The organism is Bradyrhizobium ottawaense (assembly GCF_002278135.3).
GTDB classification, from domain to species: Bacteria; Pseudomonadota; Alphaproteobacteria; order Rhizobiales; family Xanthobacteraceae; genus Bradyrhizobium; species Bradyrhizobium ottawaense.
Genome location: NZ_CP029425.2, coordinates 2,921,411 through 2,946,335, shown reverse-complemented (window position 1 = coordinate 2,946,335; position 24,925 = coordinate 2,921,411). Strand labels below are relative to the sequence as shown.

The window sequence follows — 24,925 nt, the reverse complement described above, 5'->3', positions numbered from 1 at the left end:
GATGGTGGACGGTCACGTGACGAGGACAGGCTTCGACCAAAAGACGATCGTCGATGCCGTGCGGCGCGCGGTGGGAACGCCGAACGGCATCCTCGGCCTGCACGAACCGGTGTTCGCCGGCAACGAGATCGTCTATCTCGAAGAGTGCATCAAGAGCACCTTCGTCTCCTCGGTCGGCCCCTTCGTCGATCGGTTCGAGCGCATGCTCGAAGAGGTCACCGGCGCCAAGCGCGCGGTCGCCGTCGTCAATGGCACAGCCGCGCTACATGCCTGCTTCATCCTCGCCGGTGTCGAGCCCGGCGACGAGGTCATTTCGCCGGCGCTGACCTTCATCGCGACGACGAACGCGATCGCCTATTGCGGCGCGACGCCGCATTTCGTCGACAGCTCGCTGGAGACGCTCGGCATGGACGCGCGCGCTCTCGCGGTGCGACTGGATGCGATCGCACAGAAGACTGCGACCGGCACCATCAACCGCCAGACCGGCCGCCGCATCGCGGCGATCGCCCCGATGCACACTTTCGGCCACCCGGTCGAGCTCGACGAGATTGCCGCGACCGCCCGCGACTGGGGCATCGCGCTGGTCGAAGATGCCGCGGAATCGCTGGGATCGACCTACAAAGGCCACGCGGTCGGATCGCGGGCGCGCCTTGCAGCACTCAGCTTCAACGGCAACAAGATCGTCACCACCGGCGGCGGCGGCGCCATCCTGACCAATGACGAGGAGCTGGGCCGCCGCGCCAAGCACCTGACGACGACGGCCAAGCTGCCGCACAAATGGGCCTTCATCCACGACGAGATCGGCTTCAACTACCGCCTGCCGAACTTGAACGCGGCGCTCGGCTGCGCCCAGCTCGAGCAGCTCGACGGCTTCCTGGCGAGCAAGCGCAAGTTAGCCACGGCCTATCAGCGCGCCTTTGCGGATGTTGCCGGCGTCCGCTTCTCGCGCGAGCCAAAGGACACCACGAGCAATTACTGGCTGAATGCGATCCTGCTCGACGAGGAAAATGCCGGCCGCCGCGACGACGTCCTCGCCGCGCTCAACGACGCCGGCTTCGGCGCGCGCCCGGCCTGGACCTTGATGCACAAGCTGCCGATGTTCGCGCAAAACCCCCGCGGCGATCTTTCCACCGCCGAATCCATCGAACGCCGGCTGATCAACCTGCCCAGCAGCGCCAGCATCAGGTCTCCCGATGAATAGTGGCGCGCGAAAGATCTGCTTCGTCACCGGCAGCCGCGCCGATTTTGGCCTGCTGGTCTGGCCGATGCGCGCGATCCGGGAAACTCCCGGCCTGACACTTCAACTCGTCGCCACTGGCATGCATTTTGCGCCGGAGTTCGGCTACACCTTCAATGCAATCCGCGACGAGGGGTTTGAGGTCGACGAGCGCGTCGAAACGCTGCTGAGCAGCGACACCGGCGCCGGCACCGCGAAATCGGTCGGCCTCGGCGTCATCGGCTTTGCCGATACCTTCACGAGGCTACAGCCGGATCTCGTCGTCGTGCTCGGCGACCGCTTCGAGATGTTCGCAGCCGCGCAGGCCGCGATGTTCATGCGGCTGCCGATGGCGCATCTGTTCGGCGGAGACGTCACCGAAGGCGCGGTCGACGAGTCCATTCGCCACGCCATCAGCAAGATGTCGCACCTGCATTTCACCAGTAATCAGGGCTCGACGCAGCGGTTGATGCAGCTTGGCGAGCACCCCTCGCGTATCCATACCATCGGCTCGGTCGGCATCGACGCCATCAAGCATCTCGATCTGATGAATCGCGACGACATAGGCGGCGCGATCGGGATGCCGCTCGGCGAACGCAATGCGCTCATCACGTTTCACCCCGTCACGGTCGAAGCCGGGCGCTCGGTGGCTGAACTGGATGAATTGTTCGCGGCCCTGTCGACGCTCGATCCCGCCTTTCGTTTCGTGTTCACGCTCGCCAACGCCGACGCCGAGGGCCGCGCCCTGAACGCCAGGATCGAGGCCTTTGCGGCCAGCCGGCCGAACACGATCGCGGTCGCCTCGCTCGGGCAGCTTCGCTATCTCAGCTTGATGAGCCAGGTGGATTTGGTGATCGGCAATTCCTCGAGCGGCGTGCTCGAAGCGCCCTCCTTCGGCGTTCCCACCGTCGATATCGGCGACCGTCAGAAGGGACGCGAGCGCGCGGCCTCGGTATTTCACGCAGCGCCCGATCGCGGCGCCATTGCCGCCGCGATCGCAGCGGGGCTCGAGCGCGGCCGTCAGGCCACCGTCAACCCTTACGGCGACGGCGAATCCAGCCGGCGATTTGCCGAGATCATCGCCGGCATCCCGGATTTCAGGCAGCTTCTGGTCAAGGGCTTTTACGAGCCACCGCCAGGTGGGGCGCAGGCATGACAACGCACACGCTGATCATCGCAGAAGCCGGCGTCAATCACGACGGAAGCCTGGAGACGGCGCTGGCGCTGGTCGATGCCGCCGCGGATGCCGGCGCCGACATCGTCAAGTTCCAGACCTTCAATGCGAAGGCGCTGGCGGGCAGCGCGGCAAAGAAGGCCGACTATCAGCAGCGCACGACGGCTGCTGACGAAAGCCAGCTTGCCATGCTGAAGCGGCTCGAATTGCCGCAGGCAGCACATCACGCGCTGATCGAACGTGCCGGGCAGCGCGGCATCGAATTCCTCTCGACGCCGTTCGACGACGCCTCGCTCGCCTTCCTGCTGTCGCTGAAACTGCCGCGCATCAAGATCGGATCGGGCGACCTCACCAACGCGCCGCTGCTGCATGCGGCCGCGAAGGCCGGCGCGACGCTGATCCTGTCGACCGGCATGGCAACGCTCGGGGAGATCGAGGAGGCGCTGGGCGTGCTCGCCCATGGCTACGGCCCATCCGACGCCCCACCCAGCATCGCCGCCTTCCGCGCGGCGTGGCGCGATCCGGCGGCGCGCACGGCGCTCGCACAGCATGTGAGCCTGCTCCATTGCACGACCGAATATCCCTGTCCCATCGGCGACGTGAACCTCGCTGCAATGGCGACGATGCGGTCTGCGTTCCAGCTTCCGGTCGGTTATTCCGATCACACCGACGGTTTCGAGGTTTCGGTGGCCGCCGTCGCGCTCGGCGCGACGATCATCGAAAAGCACCTGACGCTCGACCGCAAGGCGCAAGGCCCCGATCACGCGGCCTCACTGGAGCCTGACGATTTCCAGCGCATGGTCATGGCCATCCGCAACGTCGAGCGCGCGGTTGGCGACGGCGTGAAGACGCCAAAGGACTCCGAGATCAGGAACGTCCCTGTGGCGCGCAAGAGCATCGTTGTGGCGCGCGCGCTGAAGGCCGGCGAGACCATCGGCCCCGCCGACATCACCGCCAAGCGACCGGGCGCCGGCCGGCCACCGATCGACTACTGGTCGCTGGTCGGAACGGCCGCGCCCCGCGCGCTCGAGCCTGACGATCCGCTTTAACCTTGCGGCTTTGCCGGAACGCCGCGAAGGACGGACCCTGGCGGGCATGGACCCGTGACAACCGATCCCATCGCGACCAGCGTGTCGTTGCCGATCGCGATGTGGTCCCTGACCCGGCTGCCGAGACCAACGAAGCAGTTCTCTCCGATCTTCGCGCCTCCGCCGACCACGGTTCCCGGCGACAGATGCGTGCAATCGCCGATCCGCACGTCATGCTCGACGACGACAGCGGAATTGATGATGCAGTGATCGCCGATCCGGCTTCGCGCATTGACGATCGCGCCCGGCATGATGACCGTGCCTGCGCCGATCGTGGCTGACGGCGAGACGATCGCGCGCGGATGGATCACGGACGCCCAGCGCTTGACCTGCATGCGGCCGATCATCTGCCGGCGTGCGGGCCCCGCCTGCATCGATCCGATTCCCAACACGAAGGCGGCATCCGGATACTCTGGCGCGGCCTCGTCGGTTCCGAGATAGCTGACGTCGGCGAGCGTACCGGGCTGCCGATCGAGGAAGCCGACGACCTTGAACTGGCCGGACAGCAGCGCCGCCTCGTAGACCATGACAGCATGCTCGCCGCCGCCGATGATGATGAGATCGTCCATCCCGATTCCCTTGCGCGGGGCCAATCTTACCGGGGGTACCCCGGGTCTTCAAACCGTTGATTCGGGCCGCGAAATGCTTGGGTTAACAGGGCGGTTCAGGGGATGTCGTTGGGGTTGACGCCGCCTCTCGCAGCCGCGATATAGCAGGCTCAGCCGTGGGCCGCCCCCCCAATATCTGGCGTATACGAGGCAGATTGCCATGAAATCCTGGCGTAAGGCCGTCGTTGGAACACAGGCGAGTGTGGGCGAGGCCATTGCTGCCATCGAGAGCGGAAGCATTCAGATTGCGCTCGTGCTCGACGACCAGAACCGCCTGCTTGGCGTGGTCACCGACGGTGACGTGAGGCGCGGCCTGCTGCGCGGCATCCCGCTCACCGGGCTTGCGACCGACATCATGAACCGCGCGCCGGTGTCGGCTCCAGCGACGCTGCCGCGCGAGGATCGCCTGCAGCTGATGCGGCAGAAGTCGATCAAGCAGCTTCCGCTTGTCGACGAGGGCGGCCATCTGGTCGTGGTCGAGACGCTCGATGAGCTGCTCGAACCGGCTCACTATCCGAACCCTGTCCTGATCATGGCGGGCGGCCTCGGCGAACGCCTGGGCGCGCTGACGCGCGACCTGCCGAAGCCGATGCTCAATGTCGGCGGCCGGCCGCTGCTCGAGACGATCGTGCGCAACGTCGTGCAGCAGGGCTTTGGCAACATCTTCATTTCGGTCAACTACAAGGCCCAGACGATCAAGGACTATTTTGGCGATGGCGCCGCCTTCGGCGCCACGATCCAGTACGTCCACGAAACGGAACGCCTGGGGACTGCAGGCGCGCTCGGCCTCTTCAAGACGCCGCCGGCTCTGCCCATGATCGTCACCAACGGCGACATCCTCACCACGATCAACTACGGGGCCCTTCTCGACTTCCACAACGGAACGCCGGCGGAAGCGACGATGGCCGTGCGCGAGCACAAGGTGCACGTACCTTATGGCGTGGTTTCCACGTCGGACGGTTTTCTCGATGCCATCCGCGAGAAGCCGACTGAGAGTTGGTTCGTCAGTGCCGGCATCTATGTGATCGGCCAGTCCGTGTTCAGCCATGTCAAGCCCGGCATCAGCATCGACATGCCGACCGTGCTGGAGCGCGTGATCGCGGGCAAGGGACGGGTCGCGGTCTATCCCATTCGCGAATACTGGCTCGATATCGGCCGCCTGGAGGATTTCGAGCAGGCCCATGCGGAGTTTCACGAGGTCTTCCCGTGACCCCCACAAAAGCCGTCGTGGTTGGCCTCGGCTCGATCGGCACAAGGCATGCGCGCATCCTGCGCGAACTTGGCCTAGGGGTCGCGACCGTCAGCCGCCGCGAAGGCGGCGACTACGGATCGATCGCGCAGGCCGTCGCGGGCGCGCATCCGGACTACGTGGTGATCGCCACCGAGACCGCGCGCCATGCGGACAATCTGAATGAGCTCGCGCAGGCCGGCTTCCACGGCAACGTGCTTGTCGAAAAGCCGCTCTTCGCAACACCGGCAGCACCCCCGAAATATCCGTTTGCCCGTGTCAGCGTTGGATACAATCTGCGCTTCCACCCGGTCATGACGGCGCTTGCCGAGACATTAAGCGGCCGCGACGTGATCACGGTCGCCGCCTATGTCGGCCAGGACATCAGGGACTGGCGGCCCGGCCGCGATCACCGTGCGACCGCATCCGCCACGGCCGACGCCGGAGGCGGCGTGTTGCGGGATCTCAGCCACGAACTGGACTATCTCTTGTGGCTGTTCGGCCCGTGGCATCGCGTCGCAGCGCTTGGTGGCGCGTCAGGCGCGCGCGACATCGACGTCGACGACCACCTCGACCTGCTGCTCGATATGCAGCGGGCGCCATCGGTCCACGTCCACATGGACTATCTCGATCGGCAGGGCATCCGCCGCATTCGCGTCAATGTCGACGACGACACCATCGAAGCCGACCTCGTCGGCAGCCGCCTTGCTATCAACGGCAAGGCAACGGAGATCGCAAGCGACCGCGACCAGAGCTATCGCGACATGCATGTCGCGGCGATGCGTGGCGCGAGCCCGGCTTGCTCGCTGCCCGAGGCGCTCGGGGTCGTGCATCTGATCGACGCCAGCGAGCGTGCTCTGCGCACCAAGACCTGGATATCGCCATGAGCGCCCTCTGCACCATCTGCGCGCGGGGCGGCTCGAAAGGGGTCGTCGGCAAGAATGCGCGCGATCTCCTGGGCAGGCCCGTGCTCGCCTGGAGCATCGCGCAGGCGCGCGAGACCGGCCTGTTCGATGCGATCGCCTTCAGCAGCGATTCGGACGCGCTACTCGAGGCTGCCCTGAAGGCCGGCGCCGACATCGCGGTCAAACGTCCGGACGAGATGGCGACCGATACCGCACCGAAGCTGCCGGCGATCCGCCACTGTCTCGAGCAGGCCATCGCGCAAACGGGCCGGACGCCGGAGATCTTCGTCGATCTCGACGTCACCTCGCCGCTCAGGCTGGCCTCCGACATCACCGGTGCAGTCGCGCTGCTGCGCGAGAGCGGCACACGCAATGTCATTACCGGCGCACCGGCGCGACGCTCGCCCTATTTCAACCTGGTCGAGCAGCGCACCGATGGCAGCGTCGGCCTCTCCAAGACCGCCGATCCTCCGATCACGCGCCGGCAGGATGCGCCGCGCTGCTTCGACATGAACGCATCGATCTATGTCTGGCGCGTCGCGTCGTTCCTGGAGCACCCTGCGGTGTTCTATCCGGATACCCGCCTGTTCGAAATGCCGGAAGAACGCTCGATCGACATCGATTCCGATCTCGATTTTGTCCTGGTGGAACTGCTGCTGCGCCAACGACGGCCGGCCTGAGGAGCCTCAAGCGATGACCACGAGCTTCAAGGCTCTGTTCGATCTGACCGGCCGAACCGCCGTCGTCACCGGGGGATGCGGCATCCTTGGACGTCGCTTCGCCGAGGGCCTTGCCGAGTTTGGCGCCAACGTCGCGATCGTCGATCTCGATCAGGCCGCGACCGATGCTGCGGCAGCCGACGTCGCCTCGCGCCATGCCGTGGGCGCCAAAGGTTATGGCTGCGACATTACCGAGCCAAGTTCCGTCCGCAACACGGCCGAGGCGATCGAAGCGGAGCTCGGGCCGGTCTCGATCCTGCTCAACAACGCCGCGAGCAAGACCCGCGACGTCGATGCCTTCTTTGCACCCGTCGAGAAGTTTTCGCTGGACACCTGGCGGGAGATCATGGCGGTCAATCTCGACGGCATGTTCAACGTCGCGCAAGTGTTCGGCGGCCGAATGGCCGAGCGTGGCTACGGCGCCATCGTGCAGACCGCCTCGATCTACGGCCTGATGGCGCCCGACCAGCGCATCTACGAAGGCTCCGAATATCTCGGCCGCGCCATCAACACGCCCGCGGTCTACACCGCGTCCAAGGCCGGCGTCATCGGCCTGACCAAGCACCTGGCGACCTACTGGGCGGCGAAGGGCGTTCGCGTCAACACCCTCACCCCGGGCGGGGTGGAGAGCGGGCAGAACGACACCTTCAAGGCGCGCTATGGGGCCCGTATCCCGCTCGGCCGCATGGCTCGCGCGGACGAGATGGTGGGGACGATGCTGTTCCTGGTGTCGGATGCTGCGTCCTACGTGACTGGCCAGAACATCGCCGTCGACGGCGGTCTGAGCGCCTGGTAGCGAAACATCGATGATCAAGCGCCTGGTCCAGAATACGGTGATTTCGGCGCTTGCCTTCGGCGTGGCCGCCTTGCTGGGCCTTGCGGTCATTCCACTGATCATCGGGACCTGGGGGGTGACCGAGTTCGGCCTCATCGTCATCTCGCGGCTGCTGCTTCCCAGCGGCATGATGGCGGTGCTCGACCTCGGCCTGTCCGAGGTCGCCACCCAGGTCGTCGCGCGCGCGAGAGAGCACCGCAATTGGACGCAGGCCAGCCGCCAGATCGCGTTCTTGGGGGTGGTCTCCATCGCTCTCACCTTGATCCTGAGCGCCGCCATTTGGTTCGCGACGCCGCTGTTCGTCATGGTGATGAAGGTTGACGCCGTCCATGTGGAGACGTTCACCCGGATCATGCACTACACGGCCCTCGCGAATCTGATCTTCGTTCCGGCACTGGTGTGGGAAGGGACCGTCAAAGGCTTCGAGCGCTACAATCTGCTCCGCGTTGCGGAGGTCACGTCAACGGCGGCCTATGTCGGCCTGACATTCGCAGCCTCGTGGGCGGCGGCAGGCTTTGAAGTGGTTGCCTACATCTATCTCGCCACGCTGGTGGCCCGCGCTGTCGTCATTGGAATTGCCGCCTTCGTCGCCCTGCGGCACAAGCACGTGCGATTGCTGCCATGGACCCCGGACATCCGGCAGGATATTCTGCACCGCTGTCTGCTGCTGCTGCAGGGCAAACTGATGGGCGGCATTTCCGGACCGCTTCAGCCGTTCCTGATCGGATTGCTGTTTGGGCCCAAGGCGGTCGGCACCTACGACGCGTTGGTGCGATTGTCGCGGGTTTCCAAAGTCGTCGTCAGCCTTCTGACATCCGCCTTGCTTCCCGTTGCCAGCCGCCTCGACGAGCGCGGCAGCGCGACGTCGTTCCAGCGCCTCGGCGACCTCGGCCTCGTCATGATGCCGATGTTCGTGGTGCCTCCGCTTGCCGCGACCGCGATCCTCTCGCCGGAGATCATGAATATCTGGATCGGTCCCCTCCTTGCGCCTTACGCGTTCTGGATGGGCCTGAGCTTCCTGGTTCCGATCTGTAGCCAATATGTGGCGATCGGCAGCCTGATCTTCCTGACGCGGCCGGAGGTGCAGTCCAGGCTCAACAGGCTGATAGCCGTTCAGCTTCTGATCTGGGCGGCGGTCTCCGCCGCGACGTTGCACCTGTTCGCGGAACGCGCCCTGATACTCGGCCAGGTCATCGGCAGTATCCTCATCCTGCCCTTGCAGCTGGGAGAGTTGCGCGGTGCACTCGAACTCGATCGCAATCGCTTCGCGAAGGTCATCGGAACCCAGTTCGCAATCCTTGTCCTGGCAAGCATTTTTCTAGCAACAATTGCAGGTTACATTCGGTTCGACAGCGTGCTAAAGCTCGCGCTCGGTTCCATGGTTTTCTGTCTGATTACCTGGACGCTCCAATACTTCCTCGTGCTTGAAAAGCGGCACCGGACTGTATTTCCAGCCGTCGGACAGCTGATGGGACTGACATCCAAAAGCAGTTGAATGAACATCCACGCGACAGACACGAAAGCCGCCATCTCAGGTTTCGCTCCGGCCTCGTTGTCGGACAAGGCGACGACTTATGCGCTGGATGCGGCAAGGAGCATCGGGCGTTTCGCGATGCGCCGCGTCAAACGCACGGCCGACGTCGTTGATTCCGAGTACAATCTATCGCATTGGCAGCGAACGCTGTCGGAAAAAGCCTGGACGAAGGCCGCAGGCATCGGCGAATTCCTGATCCCGAAGAATCCCGCGCAGGGTCTTCGCAAGGTCGACAACCAGATCTGCAGGGTCGCGGCCGACGACTATTATCGCTATCGCGCCAGGGCCCTCGGCGAGCTGCTCGCGCGGCACACGGGCGGCGCCACGGAGATCGTCGAGCTCGGCGCGGGCTGCGGCATCAACCTGCTGTCGCTTCACCTCAATCATCCCGACTGGAGGCTGCGCGGGTTCGACATCGCGCCGAACGGCATCGCCGCGGGCCGCGAGATCGCGGCGCATTATGGCCTGTCGGACCGGATATCGCTCGACAGGATCGACCTGACCGACGGCAACGACCCGAACTACGCGGCGATCAGGGACCAGGTCGTTTTCACCTATTTCTGCATCGAGCAAATTCCCTATGACGTGCGGAAGGTGGTGGACAACATCATTGCCGCACGGCCGAAACGCGTCATCAACATCGAGCCGACGACGGAGCTGCTGAACCTCGCAAGCCCGCGAGATATCGTCAGCTTCCTGTACATCCGCTCGGTCGACTACCAAACGCAGCTGTTCTCGACGCTCGACGATTACGAGCGACAGGGCCGCGTCCGCATCTTGGCGCGCGAACGCATGCCGTTCGCGCCGACGATCCACAATGATGGTTTTTTGTATTGCTGGGAGCCCACATGACAACCGTCGACACGACGGCTGATCGGCCTGCCCCGAAGAAGGCGAAGATCAGCCAGTTCCGCCGCCTGCTGTGGCACGTCAACCGCACCGATCTCGGATGGGTGCTGAAGGCGGCTCTGACCAGCCTGCAATTGCCGGCCCGCGCCAAACGTGTCGCGCTGCTGAAGCAGCTTCCGACGAAGCCCGAATGGGCCGAAGCGAGCCGCAAGCTCGACGAGGACGGCTACGTCGACGTGTCCGCGATCGTCGATCGCGGCCTCGCGGAAGCCGTCGCGTCGTTCGCCGACGGCAAGGTGAACCGCCTCCAGGAGCTGGTCGGCCGGCAGAAGGAAGGGCACAAATCGTTCTGGGTCAGCCTGCTCGACGAGGATCTCGTCAACGGCGCCTTTGCCACCGACCATCCGTTCGTGCGCTACGCCCTGCAGCCGGCTGCTCTGCGCATCATCGGCGACTTCATGCACGACCTGCCGCAATTGTCGGACGTGGTGCTGACGTTGTCGCAGCCGACACCGAACCAGGCGTTGAGCTTCTCCCAGCTGTGGCATCTCGACCACGACGACAAACGCGTCTGCAAACTCTTCATCTACCTGACCGATGTGCAAAACACCGCCGACGGTCCGTTCACCTTCATTCCGGCCGGGCCGTCGAAGGCGTTCCGCAACTCGCTCAAGAGCCACATGAGCGATGCGCAGGTGTTCGCCAAGACCGGTCCCGACGCGGTCAAGGAAATGATCGCGCCCCGCCTGTCGTCCTTCATCGTCAACACGGCACGCTGCCTGCACATGGGAAGCCGGATCCAGTCGGATCACAGCCGCCTGCTGTACACGGCGACCTACATCCAGCAGCCGCGCATCTTTCCCGAACCGCCGGCGCGTTTCCGCGCGGTCGGTGCCCTGACGGACCTCGAGCGCACCGTGATGCGGCTCTGACACGGACCTGCCGGGAGCTCACATCTTGCGCATAGGCCTGGTGGTCGATCACCCCAAGCGTGACCTGCCGGGGGCAGTCATGCTTGGTTATCAACTCGCGCGGCGCGGCGTCTCTGTCGCGCTGGTGCCGATGTACGAGCAGGCCGTCGATGTCCCACGGCTCGGGCTGGACGCACTCGTCGTCAACTACGCCCGTCCCGTCAATCTCGATTTGATGCGCAGCTTCGCTGGAGCGGGCCTCGCCCTGTACGTGCTCGATACCGAAGGGGGCGTGCTCGCAGAAAAGGGCGGCAACTCGCCGCCCGCAATGGCCGCCCACATCAAGGGCAGCGGCTACGCCGACATCCTGGCGGGTTATTTCTTCTGGGGCAATCGGCTGCACGACGCCTTCCTGGCCGCCGGAACCATGAAGCCGGAGCAGCTTCACCTCACCGGATGTCCGCGCTTCGACTTTGCAGCCCCACGTTGGCGCGCGTTGCTCGACGGCGAGCCGCGCGGCTATCTGCTCGTCAACGCCAACTTTCCCCTGGTCAATTCGCGCTTCACAGGCAAGCCGGGTGGTGAGCGCGAGGCGATGGTGCGGGCCGGTTGGGATGGCGCCTATGTCGATCGCTTCATCGCGGACCTGAAGCAGGTCTTCGCTAAATATCTCGTCGAGATCGACCGGCTCGCCGCGGCGCGGCCCGACCGCAACATTCTCGTGCGGCCGCACCCCTTCGAGAGCGAGGACGTCTATCGCAACGCCCTCGCGCGCCACGACAACGTCCTGATCGACGGCACCGGCAGCGTCCTCGACCGCATCCGCAACGCCGCCGCAGTGATCCATCTCAATTGCGGAACGGCCGTCGAATCGGTGTTGCTCGGAAAGCTGCCGCTCCAGCTCGAATATTTGAACACGCCGGTCACCGCCGGCCATGCCGCACTGCCCGCGCGCGTGAGTCGCCCGGTCGCTTCGTTCGACGAGCTGCTTGGCGCGATCGATCACATCGAGCGCGAGACCGAGACTTTCGACTTCGCCCGCGTTCACGCCGCCGATATCGAGGCCTTCTTCCATCTCAATGACGGAAAAGCCGCCGAACGTGTCGCCGAAGTCCTGACCAGCGTAGCGGGCTCGCGCCGGCCTTACGTCTCGCTGCTCGCGACCGTGAAGGGGACGCGTGCCAAGCCGAGCGTTGGCCAGATCGTCAAAGGGGCCGCCAGCGCCGCGCTCGGCTCTGCCGTCACGGAGCGGCTGCGCAGCCAGTTCAATCCCGCCCGGCGCGACAAGCGAATCGCACCGCCCTTCGTCCAGACCCTGCTACAGCGCATCGCCGCACACGATCAGGCGAGCCCGTCTCAATTTACGGCAAGACGCGCACAATGCGCGACGACGGGCTTGCCGCTCGCAAGTATTGCGATCGAACACGCCCAATAGAGCCATGGCCACACCTGCAAAGACCATTCTGATCACCACGCTTGCCGAATACCAGACCCGGTTCTGGATTCCGGTCGCGCAGCGGTTGCGCGCGGCAGGCCATGATGTCGAGTTGCTCGCCTTCGACGATCGCAGCGCGGAGATGTCGGCGACTGAAGGCGTTCCGGTCACGAACATGTATCGCGAGGGCCTCAAGGCCGGCCCCGCGCCCGACGACCGCAAAGCGTTCGACGCGCGCGTTGCGGCCTACGGGCTCGACGGGACCAACTTCCTGTTCAGCCATGAGCGTTTCACTTTCGGCATCCGCGACACCGCGGCACTGCGCCGGCGCTTCATGATCTATGCCAATGCGATGGAGACAGTGCTCGACCGGCTCGAGAAGCAAGGCAAGCGCGTCGAACTGGTGCAGGAGCTCGGCGGCTTCCTTTCGGTGATCGCGAGCTTCTACGCCGCCAGGCGCCGCGACATCCGCAACTGGTTCATCGAGCCCTCGTTCTTTCGTGGCCGGATGTACTTCACGCCCGACACACTCGGTGCACCCGACGTGATGCCGACGCCGACGGACGCTGTCTCATCAGAAGTGCGCGCCTATCTGGACGATACGCTGACGCAACGCGCGATCGTCATCCCCAAGAAGGATCAGCACCATTATTCGGCGGCCTTCAAGAAGGTCGTCAATTTGCGCAACGCGCGCCGCCTCACCGAGAAGCTGTGGGACCAGTTCGCGCTCGGCAAGCACCAGGAGTTCGGGCACAATCTGCGCCACGCCCGGGTACACGCCGCGATGGCGCTCAACGCGACGCGGCTGCGCAAGCTCTATAAGCCGATCCCCGCGGCGCCCTTCGTCTACTATCCCTTCCACGTTCCCGCCGACATGGCGCTGACGCTGCGCTCGCCGGACTATCTCGACCAGGTCGCGACCGTCGACTTCCTGCTGCGCACCATCCCGGATTCGCATGTGCTCGTGGTGAAGGAGCATCCCGCCCAGATCGGCGCGATCTCGGCCGATCGCCTGTTCGAACTGGCGCGCAGGTTCGACAATTTCGTGCTGCTGCCACCGCAGACCAACAATTACACCGTGCTCAACCGCGCCGATGCCGTCATCTCCGTCAACAGCAAATCGGGCGCCGAGGCGCTGCTGCTCGGCAAGCCGGTCGTGGTGATGGGCGATGCGTTCTACCGCTCCTGCCCGCTGGTCTATGCGGTCGATCGTCTGGCCGATGTGCCCGCACGCCTGCGCGAGGCACTCTCCACCGGGCCGTTCGATCCGGCCAAAGGCGCCCCCTATTTCGAGTCCGCCTGGCGCCGGTCTTATCCGGGCGAGCTCTATATCAGCGATCCCAAGTTGCTCGACATGTTTGCGGCCTCCTTGCGCGCGGCCATCGCCGAGCCGGCCGGTGCGAACTGAACGGACCCATCATGCCGCTCGTCTCGATCATCACACCGTCCTGGAATGTCGAAGGCCTGATCGAGGAGACGATCCGCTCGGTGCAGAGCCAGACCTTCGCCGATTGGGAACTCCTGATCGCGGACGACTGCTCGACCGACAGCACGCCGGCGATCATCGCCGGCATCAGCGAGCGTGACCCGCGCGTCAAGCTGATCCGGATGCCGAAGAACGGCGGCCCGGCGCTTGCGCGCCAGGCGTCGATCGACGCCGCGCAGGGCCGCTATCTCGCCTTCCTCGACAGCGACGATCTGTGGCTGCCCGAGAAGCTCGAGCGGCAGCTCGCCTTCGCGAAGGCGAAGCAGGCTGCTCTCAGCTACACCGCCTTCCGCCGCATCAACGAGACCAACACCGTCACCGGGCGGCTGATCGAGGTGCCGGCCTCGCTCACCTATGGCCAGCTCCTGGAGAACACCGCGATCGCGACCCTGACCGCGATGGTCGACCGCGAGATCGCCGGTCCCATCGCAATGAAGAACGAGGGCTATGACGATTTCTGTCTGTGGCTCTCGATCCTCAAGCGCGGCCACACCGCCTACGGCCTCAACGAGGACCTTGCACGCTACCGCGTCAGGGGCTCCTCGGTCTCCAGCCGACCGGCACGCTCGGCCAAATGGGTCTGGCAGATCTACCGCAACGTCGAGCACCTCTCGCTGATCAGGTCGGCCTGGTGCTTTGCCCATTGGGGTACGCGGGCCTGGCTCAAACGGCGGGAGTTCTAGCGCCGCCGGCGGCTTGGCACGCAGCCACTTGCAACAGCCGGAATTGAACATTGCGACCTCGACGGGTTGCCTCTAATCTGCCCCGGATCGGAGGGGGCTTTGCGTGTACAATCAAGGTGTTATTCCACTGGCAGCGCGTCCCCACGCCGATCGCCGGGCCTGGATTGGCTGGACGCTCTGCAGCCTGTTTCCTGCAATTTTCCTGCTGCTTCTGTTCGCGCTCACGTCGCTTAGCGCGCCCGAGCATGACGACTTCTGCTTCGCGGATCTGTACGCGCGTCACGGGTTCATCGATACCGTATCGCTCTTCTATCATTCGCAATCGGGCCGGGTGCTGGCCCTGTGGTTGACCCAGGTTCCGCCGGCGATCTCTGCCGCGGCAAATGTCAGCTTGCTGTCGGCCTATTCACTGATGATGGCTGTGAGCGCGGCGCTGTTCCTGGCCGGCACTGCCCTCGCCATGGTCCGGGCCTGGCCCCGCACCGCCGCTCTCCAGCTGGTTTTCCTCACGCTCGCATTCGCGAGCGCCGTGGTCAGCGCGGCGCCGAGCGTGCGGGATCTGCTGTATTGGCTCTCGGCCGTGACCTGTTACGTCCCGCCAGCCTTGATCACCATCCTGATCCTCGGGGAGTGCGTTCGGGCGCTTGACGGGGAAGCCGGCTTCTCGTGGACGCTCAGCCTCGCGATGGCCCTGGGCGGTTTCGTCGCTGCACTGGGCAATGAATTTACCGGAACATGGCTGCTGCTGATCGTCTCGGCGTCACTGGGCGCGCGGTATCTCTTCGGCCAGCAGCGTCAGATCGTGCATCACATCCTGATCGCGACCACCATCGCGATCGGATGGATCATCGTCGTCTCCGCCAGCGGCAACAGCACGCGCATGGAGCAGCTCCCGAACGGCGGGCATGTGACATGGTCGCTTCTTCTAGCGCTGATCGATTCGCTCGCCGGTCTCGGCCGCTTCCTTCGAGAACCCGCCGTGGTCGTCTGGCTCGCCGCTGTCGGCCTCATTGCGTTGGCCGAGCCGCAAGCCACGCAACCAGCGCCGCGAAAGGGCAAGATGCTGGCTCTCGGCACGATCGCGATCTGCCTGGCATGCTGTTACTTCGAATATTTCGCTCATAGATATGCGACGGGGATGCGACTCATCGAGCGGGCGCAGAATCAGGCGCTCATCCTGCTGCTGTTCGGATCGACGCTGGGCGTCAGGCTGCTCGTCGGCGCCTACAGCCAGCAATTGCGCGAACGGCTTGCGGCGGGCGCGTTTCGTGGCCTGCTCGGTCCGGTCGGGTTGCCTGCGAGCCTGGCGTTGCTCACGATCGTCTCGCTCAGCCTGAGCTCAACGGCGTTTCAGCTGCGCGCCCAATGGCAGGGCCTGTATCCGTACTGGCAGGAGAGCGCCGATCGGCATGCCCTGTTGACCACGAGGCCCGAGCCGGTTGTCGTGGTTCCTCGGCACAAATGGACGCCGTCCCTGCTGATGACCGCCGATGTGACGGCGGACGCCGACAGATTGCCGAACGACTGCATCGCCAGATACTACCACAAATCCGCCGTCTACGGCGCCGACACGCCGCGATGACCATTTGCCCTGCTTCAGAGATGCGAACGTGAAAACAATCAGCGTCATCACGCCCTGTTACAATGAAGAGCTCAACGTCAGGGATTGCTACGAGGCAATCCGGAAAATCTTCGACGGCGAGCTCCACGGCTACCAGCGCGAGCACATTTTCTGCGACAACGCCTCCGACGATCGCACCATGGAGATCCTCCGCGAGATCGCAGCACAGGACCCCGCGGTAAAGATCATCGTCAACGCACGCAACTTCGGACCGCTGCGCAACACCTTCAACGGCGTGATGGCCTCGCGCGGCGATGCCGTCCTGCTGTTCATGCCGGCGGACCTTCAGGATCCCCCGGAATTGCTTCCCGAGTTCGTCAAGCTGTGGGAAGCTGGCTATGAGATCGTCTATGGGATCCGCGCGGTGCGCGAGGAAAGCCGTCTGATGCGCGGGCTCCGCAACGCCTACTACCGCGTGCTGACCAGATTCTCCGAGCTCAAGGTGCCTCCGGGAGTCGGTGATTTCCAACTTGTCGACAGGCGCGTTGTCGAAGCCATGCGTCACGTCCGTGACGCCTATCCATTCATGCGAATGATGACGTTCGAATGTGGCGGTCGCATGGTCGGGGTGCCCTACACCTGGCGCGAGCGCAAGAAGGGGTTTTCGAAGAACCGCGCCGGCGCGCTGATCGACCAGGGCCTCAACGGGCTGGTGTCCTTCACCACGGCGCCGGTCCGGTTCGGGCTTCTCGCGGGCTTTCTGATCTCGGCAGTGAGCATCGCCTACGCGATCGTCAACTTCATCATCGGCCTCGTGCTTTATCAGAAGCTCGCCGAACCAGGCATCCTCACGCTGATCGTCGCCATGTTCTTCTTCGGCGGCGTACAGCTGTTCTTCATGGGCATGATCGGCGAGTACGTTCTCGCGATCTACGGACAGGTGCGCGAGAAGCCGGTGGTGTTCGAGCGCGAGCGCGTCAATTTCGATCCCTCGCCGCCGCCCGGCGCGTGAGGCGCAGGAGGCATCAGCGCTTCGCCAGCGATTGCTCGACCCGCGCGACGATCGCCTGAGCCGAGAGGCCCGCGGCATCGAGTAGCGCCTCGCGCGATCCCGCCTGCGAGGTCTTGCCACCCTGCTCGGGAATACCCATGCCCGTAATCGGCGGCCGGACCGCGTCTCCGGAAAACGCACCCGCCACCAGGCTGAACAGGCCGCCGCGCAGGATGTGCTCTTCCAGCGTCACGATGAGTGAGGCGTCGCGCGCGGCGTCGCGGATCGCGGCCTCGTCGAGCGGCTTCAGGCAGGAGACGCTGACCACGCCGACGTCCCTGCCGCGCCTCGTAAGCTCGTCGGCGGCCTCCAGCGCGCGCGAGGCAATCGGTCCCGACGCGAGGATGACGACATCCCGTCCGTCACGCAAAACCCTAGGCTTGCGCAGGTCGGGCACGGCGGCGCCGAGATTCGGCTCCCCCTGACGGCTGAGCCGCAGATAAGAGGGCTTGCCGCTTCCTGCGATCAGACGCGTCGCGGCCCGCACCTCCATGGGATCGCAGGGCACGAACACCTCGATGCCCGGCAGCATCGACATGATCCCCGCATCCTCGAGCGCGTGGTGGGTGTAGCCCTGGCTGCCATAGGCATAGCCGGCACCCACCGCCACGACCTTGACGTCGGCACCGTGATAGCAGACGTCGTTGCGGAGCTGCTCGAGGCAGCGCAGCGTCGGGAAATTGCCGATCGAGTAGATGAAGACGGTCTTGCCCGATAGCGCGATTCCGGCGGCGATCCCCGCCATGTTCTGCTCGGCCACACCGACATTGAGATAACGATCGGGAAACTGCGCCGCGAACGGCTCCAGCACGGAGTAGCCGAGATCGCCGCAGAGCAGCCAGATATCGGGGTTTTCGCTTGCCGCCTGCGACAGGCTCTCGATGAACGTCGTTCTCATGCGCCGACCTCGGCCAGCGCTTGCGCGAGCAGCTCATCCGAAGGCGAGCGGTAGTGCCATTCGAGCTTGTTCTCCATGAAGCTCACGCCTTTGCCCTTCACGGTGTGGGCGATCACGACGGTCGGCCGGCCCGATGCCGCCGGCACGCCGCTCAGCGCACGCTCGAGCGCGGTGAGGTCGTGGCCGTCGATCTCCTCGACCTGCCAGCCGAACGCCTTCCATTTCTCGGCAAACGGATCCAGGTTCAACACCTCGGCGACCGAGCCGAAACTCTGGATCTTGTTGAAATCGACGATGACGCAGAGATTGTCGAGCTTGTGATGGGGCGCGAACAGGATGCCCTCCCAGTTCGAGCCCTCGTCGCATTCGCCGTCGCTGAGCAGGCAGAACACGCGGCTGCCGGCGCCCGCATTTCTTGCGGCCAGCGCCATGCCGATCGCAATCGGCAGGCCATGGCCGAGCGAGCCGGTCGAAACCTCGACGCCGGGCACGGCGTGGCTGACATGCCCGGTGAAGATCGAACCGTCGCGGCAATAGGTGTCGAGCTCGGCCAGAGAAAAGAAACCGCATTCGGCGAGCGTTGCGTACATGATCGCCGTGGCGTGGCCCTTGCTGAGCACGAAGCGATCGCGGTTCGGGCTTTGCGGCTCGGCGGGATCGACGCGCAGGATCCGCGTGTAGAGCACCGCCAGGATATCCGCCATCGAGAGGCAGCCGCCGATATGGGAGGCCTTCGCGGCATGCACCATGCGCAACGCGTGCGCACGAATCCGTCGCGCGAATTCTTTCGGCTCAGGAAGATTTGGTCGCGTCATGCCACTCTACCGTCTCGCGTAGTCCCTGATCCAACGGCACTTCGGGCTTCCAGCCCAAGGCAAGCATGCGCGAAACGTCCGCAGCCAGGACCATAACCTGATCGGGCCGATACGCCAACTCGCCGAAGCCGAGAGCGGCGCCGGGGGCGACGAGATCGCGCAGCCGCGTCACCGTTTCGCGCAGCGGCGGGGCGTCCGCGCTGCCGACGTTGAAGATGCCGCTCGCCGCTTCATGGGTGATTGCCAGCCGGAAGGCGCTCGCGGCGTCGCGCGCGTGCAGAAATCCCCAGCGCTGCTCGCAGGCCGTCAGCGCCATACGATGTCCCGAGCGCAAGTTCCGAATCATGCTCGGAATCAGCCAGTGATCGGCGTCCTTCGGGCCGTAGGTCGAGAAAATCCTGAGCCAGGCGGCACGCAGCCCGCGCTCCTCGCACAGGCGCATCGCCATCGATCCGGCCGCGAGCTTGGCCATGCCGTACAATGTCGTCGGCCGTGGCGCGTCGTCCTCCCGGATCGGACGATCATAGGGTCCGTACTCCGCCTGCGATCCGGCTCCGACGAAGATCCTGGCGCCGGCCTCGGCTGCGAGCTCGGCGAGGCCCACCGTGTCGGCCACGTTGATGGCCTGAACCGGGCTGTTGCGATCGCTGCCCGCGACGCCCCGCCAGGCCATGTGCACGACCGCGTCCGGCGCGAACGCCCCCAGCGCTCCGCGCAGCCCGTCCGGATGCTCCAGACTGCCCGGGATCACGTGCAGCCGGTCATGAAGCGGCCCGAGGCGCCAATAGGAACTTGCCGGCCGCAACAGGACGGCCACCTCGTGCCCCCGCGCCATGAGGTCCGCAACGAGATAGGAGCCCAGAAAACCGCTCGCGCCGGTGGCAAAAACACGCATAAGCCCCGGGTAGATCAGCTACCCCGGCCCCGTCAATGTCCCGCTTCGGCAAGCCCCCTGCCCGGGCCACGTTCCCGGCACGGCCGAAAGGGCGATCCGAACTTGATTATCCGGCCCATGCGGCTAAACGGATGGCCAGATCGAGGTTCGACGACGTTAGGGGTAGACGCATGAATGACTTCAGGCTGGCCATGGTTTCCGCAGGCTTCGAGCACGGCGGAAACGTCACCCATCGTCACTTCGACGGTCATCCCGACCTGCTCGTCTATCCCTTCGAATCGCAGCTCGGCAACCGCAACTTCAACGACTTCCTGGCCTCGGTCGAGCGCGTCCAGTACCGCTATCCCGAATTCCCGGAGGGGCTGACGGCCACCGAGCTCTATGAGCAGATGATCGACGAGGAGTTGAAGACCTTCCTGCGCAAGCGCAACGGCTCCAAGTTCCGCGATGCGGACTGCGTGATGGACGAGAAGAAGCGGGTCGCCGAGTTCGCCCGCATCGTCGGCGAGCCGCCGATCTTCCGCCGCCAGGTGGTCGAGGCCTACTTCCGGTCGACTTTCGCGGCGTGGGAGAACTACTACACCAAGCCGCGCCCCGGCATGGTCCACGTCGGCTACTCGCCCGCCATCGGGATCGATGCCGATCGCATGGTGCGCGACTTTCCCAACGTCCGCATCCTGCACATCGTGCGCAATCCGTTCTCGGCCTACCGCGACACCAAGCGCCGCCCGTTCCCGCAGCCGCTGACCAAATACCTGATCACCTGGAACATCTATCACTCGACGGTCGAGATGTTCGCCAAAATGTATCCGGAGAACGTGCGGATCTTCCGTTACGAGGACCTCGTCGACGACAAGCGCAAGTTCATGACCGAGGCAGCCGGCTTCATCGGCGTGCCCTTCGCCGACTCCATGCTCTATCCGAGCTGGAACGGCGTCGAGATCAAGGACTCCATCGCGCCCTGGGGAACCGTGCTCAAGAGCACCAAGGACTACAACCAGGCCGTGATCCAGGAGCTCTCGGACGAGGAGCGCAAACAGATCGCACAGGGCACCGCGGCACTCGCCCGTCATTTCGGCTACGACCGGATCGACTATCTGAGCCCGCTCTATCGTGCTGAGTAAGATCGCGTTCTTCGAAACCGACGACCGCCCCGACATCGCCGCCGATCGCGCGCACCTCCTGCCCGCGCTGCTACAGCATCTGCAATCCCTCGGCCGCAACGTCACCGTTGCGGCGGCCCCCGGCGGCACGCTTGGTGCCTGCTTTGAGGCGGATATCGCCGGCGAAAAGCGGTTTCTGAAGACGCATCTGCCGGGCCCGCGCGCGCGCGCCAGCCTCGCCAAGGAAGCCGACATCCTCGAGCAGCTCTACGGCAACACGATCGTGCTCGACCGGTTCGAGATCCCGCTCGCGGACGGAGCGGCGCGACTCTGCCTCATGATGCCCGCGCTGGTGCCGCAGGCCGCCCCGATGCCGCCCGCTGATGCCGCCGCAATGGCCTGCGCGTGCAGTGAGCGGCTCAAGGACTGGCAGCCGGACGGCCTTGCCTCTTTCGATCACTATCTGGCGTCCGCCGCAGAGGCACTGAAGACGCTTTCGAGCCGCGGCCTGCTGGAGCGGGCCGGCGCGATCGAGGTGGGCAGGCTGATCGCGCTGCTCGGGGATCGTCTGGCGGATTTGCCCGAGGCGCTCTGTCACGGCGATTTCGGGCCGAAGAACATCATGCTCCAGGGCGCCGCGCGGCGCGTCATCGACTGGGAAGATGCATTCCGCGGCATCGCCGGCTACGACTACCTGTACTGGCTGACCTTCATGGAGAACCGGCCGTTCCTGCAAGAGGCCGCCTTCGGCCGAACCGGCCTTTCGCCCGAGGTCGAGCGCGCCATCCTCGTGCTCGTCGTCCTGCTCAAATCCTATCTGGCGGTCTTGTCGGGCGAGTATCTGAAGCACGCGGTGTCGGCAGAGGACCGCATTGCCGAGATCCTCGATCTGCCGGTCTGATCAGGCCTGCGCGGCGCCAGCGACCTGGTCGAGCTGATCGAGCGAGAAGCTGCGCAGGTCCCGGCCCTCACGCAGCGCCTTGTACCAATCCACAGTCAGCCGAAGGCCCTGCGCCAGATCGAGCCGCGGCGTCCAGCCGAGTTCGCTCCGCGCCTTCGCGCAGTCGAGCCTGAGATAGGCGGCTTCGTGCGGATGCGGGCCGGAATCGGCCGTCCACCGCGCCCCGTCGCCCCACAGCGCGATCAGATGATCGACCACGGTCCCGACCGGCACCTCGCTTGCGGTATCCGGTCCGAAATTCCAGCCCCCGACGAAACGCTCATCGCCCGCCAATCGCTCGACCAGCGAGAGATAGCCGAGCACCGGGTCGAGCGCGTGCTGCCAGGGCCGCACCGAATTGGGATTGCGGATGCGGAGCGCCTCGCCGGCCAGGAACGCCTGCATCGCATCGGGCACCAGACGGTCGCGCGCCCAGTCACCGCCGCCGAAGACGTTGCCGGCCCGCGCGGTGGCGACGCGCGCCGCTCCCTTCGCGTTGAAGAAACTGTGGCGATAGGAATGCGTCACGAGCTCGGCGCAGGCCTTGCTGTTGCTGTAGGGATCGTCGCCGCCGAGCCGGTCGCCCTCGCTGAAGGCGGTGCCCATGCCGTTGTTCTCGTAGCATTTGTCGCTGGTGACGTTCAGGATCACCTTCACCGAGCGCAGAGGCCGTGCCGCCTCCAGCACATGCACCGTGCCCATCACGTTGGTCGCAAAGGTCTCGACCGGCTCTTCGTAAGAGGGACGCACCAGCGCTTGGGCAGCCATGTGGATGACGATGTCGGGCTCGGCCTCCGCCATTGCGGAGCGCAAGGTGTAGAGATCACGGATATCGGCAATGCGGTGCTTGATGTCGTCGGCGATGCGCGCCGTGATGAACAGCGCGGATTGGTGTGTCGGCGGCAGTGCATAGCCGTAGACGTCGGCTCCGAGGCGGCGCAGCAGCAGCGACGCCCAGGCGCCCTTGAAGCCGGTGTGGCCGGTGAGAAAGACCTTCTTGCCGCGCCAGAATGCCGGATCCGTCACCAGACCCTCCATTTGGCACGGTTGCCGGCCCACTCACCCTCGAGGAAGTTACGATCGCGCAGCGAGTCCATCGGGTGCCAGAAGCCGTGATGCACATAGGCGCGCAGATCGTCGCCGCGCACCAGTTGCTCCATCGGCTCGCGCTCCCAAATCGTGTTGTCGCCTGCGATCAGCTCGCCGACCGACGGCGACAACAGAAAGAAACCGCCATTGATCCAGCCGCCGTCGTCATTGGGCTTTTCCTCGAAATTGACGACCCGGTCGCCCTCGACGGCGATCGCGCCGAACCGCTTGGCCGGCCGCACCACCGAAACGGTGGCACGCCGCCCGTGCGCCTTGTGGAAAGCGATCTCGGCGGCAAGGTCGATGTCCGCGACGCCGTCGCCATAGGTCAATGCGAAGAAGGGCTCGTCCGCGACATAGGGCAACACCCGCTTCAACCGGCCGCCGGTCTGGGTGTCCTCGCCGGTGTCGACGAGCGTGACCCGCCACGGCTCGGCCGTCTCGCGATGCACTTCCATCCGGTTCTCGGCGATGTGGAAGGTCACGTCGGACATGTGCAGGAAGTAATTCGCGAAATACTCCTTGATCATGAAGCCCTTGTAGCCAAGGCAGATCACGAAATCATGGAAGCCATAATGGCTGTAGATCTTCATGATGTGCCACAGGATCGGCCGCCCGCCGATCTCCACCATCGGCTTCGGCCGCGTGCTGGTCTCCTCCGCGATTCGGGTGCCCAGGCCTCCCGCAAGAATTACGACTTTCATTCACCTGCTCCGAACGGGAGGCACGCTCCCCGCGTAATCCAGACGGCTTCTATACGAAGTGGCCGAACCTGGAAAATCATCGGTCCCTAAAGCCCTTCTGAGGTCAAGGGGTATTATACTACCTTACGCAAGACTATTGGCGTTTCCGCCCGTAGCCGATACCACTCTGCCGGCCGCACCGGGAGGACCGTCCCGAGATCCAGCTGGAACCCGATCATGCCGTTTGAAAGCTACAAGAACAGCCGCATCCTCGTAACCGGGGGCGCCGGGTTCATCGGATCGCATCTGTGCGAGCGACTGCTCGATACGGGAGCCGAGGTGGTGTCCGTCGACAACTACTTCACCGGCAGCCGGCGCAACATCGCCCATCTGATCGCAAATCCGCTGTTCGAGGCGGTCCGGCACGACGTCACCTTCCCGCTCTACATCGAGGTCGACGCGATCTTCAACCTGGCCTGCCCGGCCTCGCCGATCCACTACCAGCGCGATCCCGTGCAGACCACCAAGACCTCGGTGCACGGCGCCATCAACATGCTGGGGCTCGCCAAGCGACTCAAGGCGCGCATCTTCCAGGCCTCGACCAGCGAGGTCTATGGCGATCCGCTGATCCATCCGCAGACCGAAGATTACTGGGGCAATGTCAACCCGATCGGCGTCCGCTCCTGCTACGACGAGGGCAAACGCTGCGCCGAGACGCTGTTCTTCGACTATTGGCGTCAGCACAGCCTGCCGATCAAGGTCGCGCGCATCTTCAATACCTACGGTCCGCGCATGCAGCCAAATGACGGTCGCGTGGTGTCGTCCTTCATCGTCCAGGCGCTGCAGGGCGAGCCGATCACCGTGTTCGGCGACGGCGGGCAGACCCGCTCGTTCTGCTATGTCGACGACCTCGTCGAGGCCATCATGCGGTTGATGGTGACCGCGGAGGACATCACCGGCCCGATCAACCTCGGCAACAATTCCGAGTTCACGATCCGTGAACTCGCCGAGAAGGTCATCAAGCTCACGGGCTCGCGTTCCAAGCTGGTGTTCAAGCCGCTGCCGCAGGACGACCCGCGCCAGCGCCAGCCCGACCTTGCCAAGGCGAAGGCGGTACTGAACTGGGAGCCGAAGGTCGCGCTCGAGGACGGGCTGAAGGAGACGATCGCCTACTTCAAGCACTCGCTCGACATCGCCTGACCTGCTCGCAACGCCCATC

At 64.8% G+C, this 24,925-nt stretch carries 24 protein-coding genes; 18 read left to right on the top strand and 6 right to left on the bottom strand.

Translation table 11 applies throughout. The annotated features are described in order from the left end of the window. Window positions 1-16 precede the first annotated feature (16 nt). From CIT37_RS13935 to neuB, 3 genes are read left to right on the top strand one after another with little or no spacing between them, the layout of a single operon-like run. Window positions 17-1,201: a LegC family aminotransferase gene (locus CIT37_RS13935; RefSeq protein ID WP_244611238.1), complete on the top strand. Its 1,185-nt coding sequence runs from the start codon at window positions 17-19 to the stop codon at window positions 1,199-1,201. After that, a complete protein-coding gene (gene neuC / locus CIT37_RS13930) occupies window positions 1,194-2,372 on the top strand; it encodes a UDP-N-acetylglucosamine 2-epimerase (RefSeq protein WP_095425637.1) in 1,179 nt (392 codons plus the stop codon). The genes CIT37_RS13935 and neuC overlap by 8 nt, the downstream gene beginning before the upstream one ends. Continuing rightward, entirely contained in the window at window positions 2,369-3,439 is a 1,071-nt protein-coding gene (gene neuB, locus CIT37_RS13925) for an N-acetylneuraminate synthase (RefSeq protein ID WP_095425638.1), read from the top strand. The genes neuC and neuB overlap by 4 nt, the downstream gene beginning before the upstream one ends. Here neuB and CIT37_RS13920 read toward each other — a convergent pair. After that, entirely contained in the window at window positions 3,436-4,047 is a 612-nt protein-coding gene (locus tag CIT37_RS13920) for an acetyltransferase (RefSeq protein ID WP_095425639.1), read from the bottom strand. The two genes, neuB and CIT37_RS13920, sit on opposite strands and share 4 nt — an antisense overlap. Before the next feature lie 199 nt (window positions 4,048-4,246). On the opposite strand from CIT37_RS13920, the gene CIT37_RS13915 reads away from it, so the two are divergent. The 12 genes from CIT37_RS13915 to CIT37_RS13860 all read left to right on the top strand — a co-directional run bounded on the left by CIT37_RS13915 (window position 4,247) and on the right by CIT37_RS13860 (window position 17,244). Then, the gene (locus CIT37_RS13915; RefSeq protein WP_095425640.1) at window positions 4,247-5,296 is read left to right on the top strand and encodes a nucleotidyltransferase family protein; all 1,050 of its coding nucleotides are present in this window, start codon (window positions 4,247-4,249) and stop codon (window positions 5,294-5,296) included. After that, a complete protein-coding gene (locus CIT37_RS13910; RefSeq protein WP_095425641.1) occupies window positions 5,293-6,201 on the top strand; it encodes a Gfo/Idh/MocA family protein in 909 nt (302 codons plus the stop codon). Before CIT37_RS13915 ends, CIT37_RS13910 begins: the two co-directional genes overlap by 4 nt. Next, window positions 6,198-6,899: an acylneuraminate cytidylyltransferase family protein gene (locus CIT37_RS13905; RefSeq protein WP_095425642.1), complete on the top strand. Its 702-nt coding sequence runs from the start codon at window positions 6,198-6,200 to the stop codon at window positions 6,897-6,899. Before CIT37_RS13910 ends, CIT37_RS13905 begins: the two co-directional genes overlap by 4 nt. A gap of 13 nt (window positions 6,900-6,912) precedes the next feature. Continuing rightward, window positions 6,913-7,734, top strand: coding sequence for an SDR family oxidoreductase (locus CIT37_RS13900; RefSeq protein ID WP_095425643.1), 822 nt, complete (start codon window positions 6,913-6,915; stop codon window positions 7,732-7,734). A 10-nt stretch (window positions 7,735-7,744) separates the two neighbouring features. Beyond that, the gene (locus tag CIT37_RS13895; RefSeq protein WP_095425644.1) at window positions 7,745-9,268 is read left to right on the top strand and encodes an MATE family efflux transporter; all 1,524 of its coding nucleotides are present in this window, start codon (window positions 7,745-7,747) and stop codon (window positions 9,266-9,268) included. Next, on the top strand, window positions 9,269-10,159 hold the full coding sequence (locus tag CIT37_RS13890; RefSeq protein WP_095425645.1) for a class I SAM-dependent methyltransferase: 891 nt from the start codon (window positions 9,269-9,271) through the stop codon (window positions 10,157-10,159). It begins immediately after the preceding gene. Continuing rightward, on the top strand, window positions 10,156-11,088 hold the full coding sequence (locus CIT37_RS13885) for a hypothetical protein (RefSeq protein ID WP_095425646.1): 933 nt from the start codon (window positions 10,156-10,158) through the stop codon (window positions 11,086-11,088). The genes CIT37_RS13890 and CIT37_RS13885 overlap by 4 nt, the downstream gene beginning before the upstream one ends. A gap of 25 nt (window positions 11,089-11,113) precedes the next feature. Further along, window positions 11,114-12,502: a surface carbohydrate biosynthesis protein gene (locus CIT37_RS13880; protein ID WP_161966396.1), complete on the top strand. Its 1,389-nt coding sequence runs from the start codon at window positions 11,114-11,116 to the stop codon at window positions 12,500-12,502. Window positions 12,503-12,506: 4 nt separating this feature from the next. Beyond that, window positions 12,507-13,910: a capsular polysaccharide export protein, LipB/KpsS family gene (locus CIT37_RS13875; protein WP_095425648.1), complete on the top strand. Its 1,404-nt coding sequence runs from the start codon at window positions 12,507-12,509 to the stop codon at window positions 13,908-13,910. A gap of 11 nt (window positions 13,911-13,921) precedes the next feature. Beyond that, window positions 13,922-14,671: a glycosyltransferase family 2 protein gene (locus CIT37_RS13870; RefSeq protein WP_095425649.1), complete on the top strand. Its 750-nt coding sequence runs from the start codon at window positions 13,922-13,924 to the stop codon at window positions 14,669-14,671. A gap of 103 nt (window positions 14,672-14,774) precedes the next feature. Beyond that, complete coding sequence (locus CIT37_RS13865) at window positions 14,775-16,253, top strand: DUF6056 family protein (RefSeq protein ID WP_095425650.1); 1,479 nt, start codon at window positions 14,775-14,777, stop codon at window positions 16,251-16,253. Window positions 16,254-16,281: 28 nt separating this feature from the next. After that, on the top strand, window positions 16,282-17,244 hold the full coding sequence (locus tag CIT37_RS13860; protein WP_095425651.1) for a glycosyltransferase family 2 protein: 963 nt from the start codon (window positions 16,282-16,284) through the stop codon (window positions 17,242-17,244). 13 nt (window positions 17,245-17,257) lie between these two features. Here the strand turns inward: CIT37_RS13860 and CIT37_RS13855 are convergent, their stop codons facing one another. Genes CIT37_RS13855 through CIT37_RS13845 form a run of 3 tightly spaced genes read right to left on the bottom strand, consistent with a single transcriptional unit; the run spans window position 17,258 to window position 19,891 of the window. After that, window positions 17,258-18,181, bottom strand: a complete 924-nt coding sequence (locus tag CIT37_RS13855) for a transketolase family protein (RefSeq protein ID WP_095425652.1) — start codon at window positions 18,179-18,181, stop codon at window positions 17,258-17,260. After that, entirely contained in the window at window positions 18,178-18,930 is a 753-nt protein-coding gene (locus CIT37_RS13850; protein WP_244611237.1) for a transketolase, read from the bottom strand. The genes CIT37_RS13855 and CIT37_RS13850 overlap by 4 nt, the downstream gene beginning before the upstream one ends. Window positions 18,931-18,973: 43 nt before the next feature. Then, a complete protein-coding gene (locus tag CIT37_RS13845) occupies window positions 18,974-19,891 on the bottom strand; it encodes an NAD-dependent epimerase/dehydratase family protein (RefSeq protein WP_095425654.1) in 918 nt (305 codons plus the stop codon). Between the two features lie 170 nt (window positions 19,892-20,061). Between CIT37_RS13845 and CIT37_RS13840 the strand changes: the two genes are divergently transcribed. Both CIT37_RS13840 and CIT37_RS13835 read left to right on the top strand, forming a co-directional pair. Further along, the gene (locus CIT37_RS13840; protein WP_095425655.1) at window positions 20,062-21,015 is read left to right on the top strand and encodes a sulfotransferase family protein; all 954 of its coding nucleotides are present in this window, start codon (window positions 20,062-20,064) and stop codon (window positions 21,013-21,015) included. Further along, complete coding sequence (locus tag CIT37_RS13835) at window positions 21,005-21,895, top strand: phosphotransferase (RefSeq protein ID WP_095425738.1); 891 nt, start codon at window positions 21,005-21,007, stop codon at window positions 21,893-21,895. Before CIT37_RS13840 ends, CIT37_RS13835 begins: the two co-directional genes overlap by 11 nt. Here the strand turns inward: CIT37_RS13835 and rfbG are convergent, their stop codons facing one another. Both rfbG and rfbF read right to left on the bottom strand, forming a co-directional pair. Further along, window positions 21,896-22,960, bottom strand: a complete 1,065-nt coding sequence (gene rfbG / locus CIT37_RS13830) for a CDP-glucose 4,6-dehydratase (protein WP_095425739.1) — start codon at window positions 22,958-22,960, stop codon at window positions 21,896-21,898. Then, window positions 22,957-23,727 (bottom strand): glucose-1-phosphate cytidylyltransferase, encoded by a 771-nt coding sequence (gene rfbF / locus CIT37_RS13825; protein ID WP_095425656.1) that lies wholly within the window; start codon window positions 23,725-23,727, stop codon window positions 22,957-22,959. The genes rfbG and rfbF overlap by 4 nt, the downstream gene beginning before the upstream one ends. Window positions 23,728-23,943: 216 nt before the next feature. On the opposite strand from rfbF, the gene CIT37_RS13820 reads away from it, so the two are divergent. Continuing rightward, the gene (locus CIT37_RS13820; RefSeq protein ID WP_095425657.1) at window positions 23,944-24,906 is read left to right on the top strand and encodes a UDP-glucuronic acid decarboxylase family protein; all 963 of its coding nucleotides are present in this window, start codon (window positions 23,944-23,946) and stop codon (window positions 24,904-24,906) included. The last annotated feature ends 19 nt before the right edge of the window (window positions 24,907-24,925 follow it).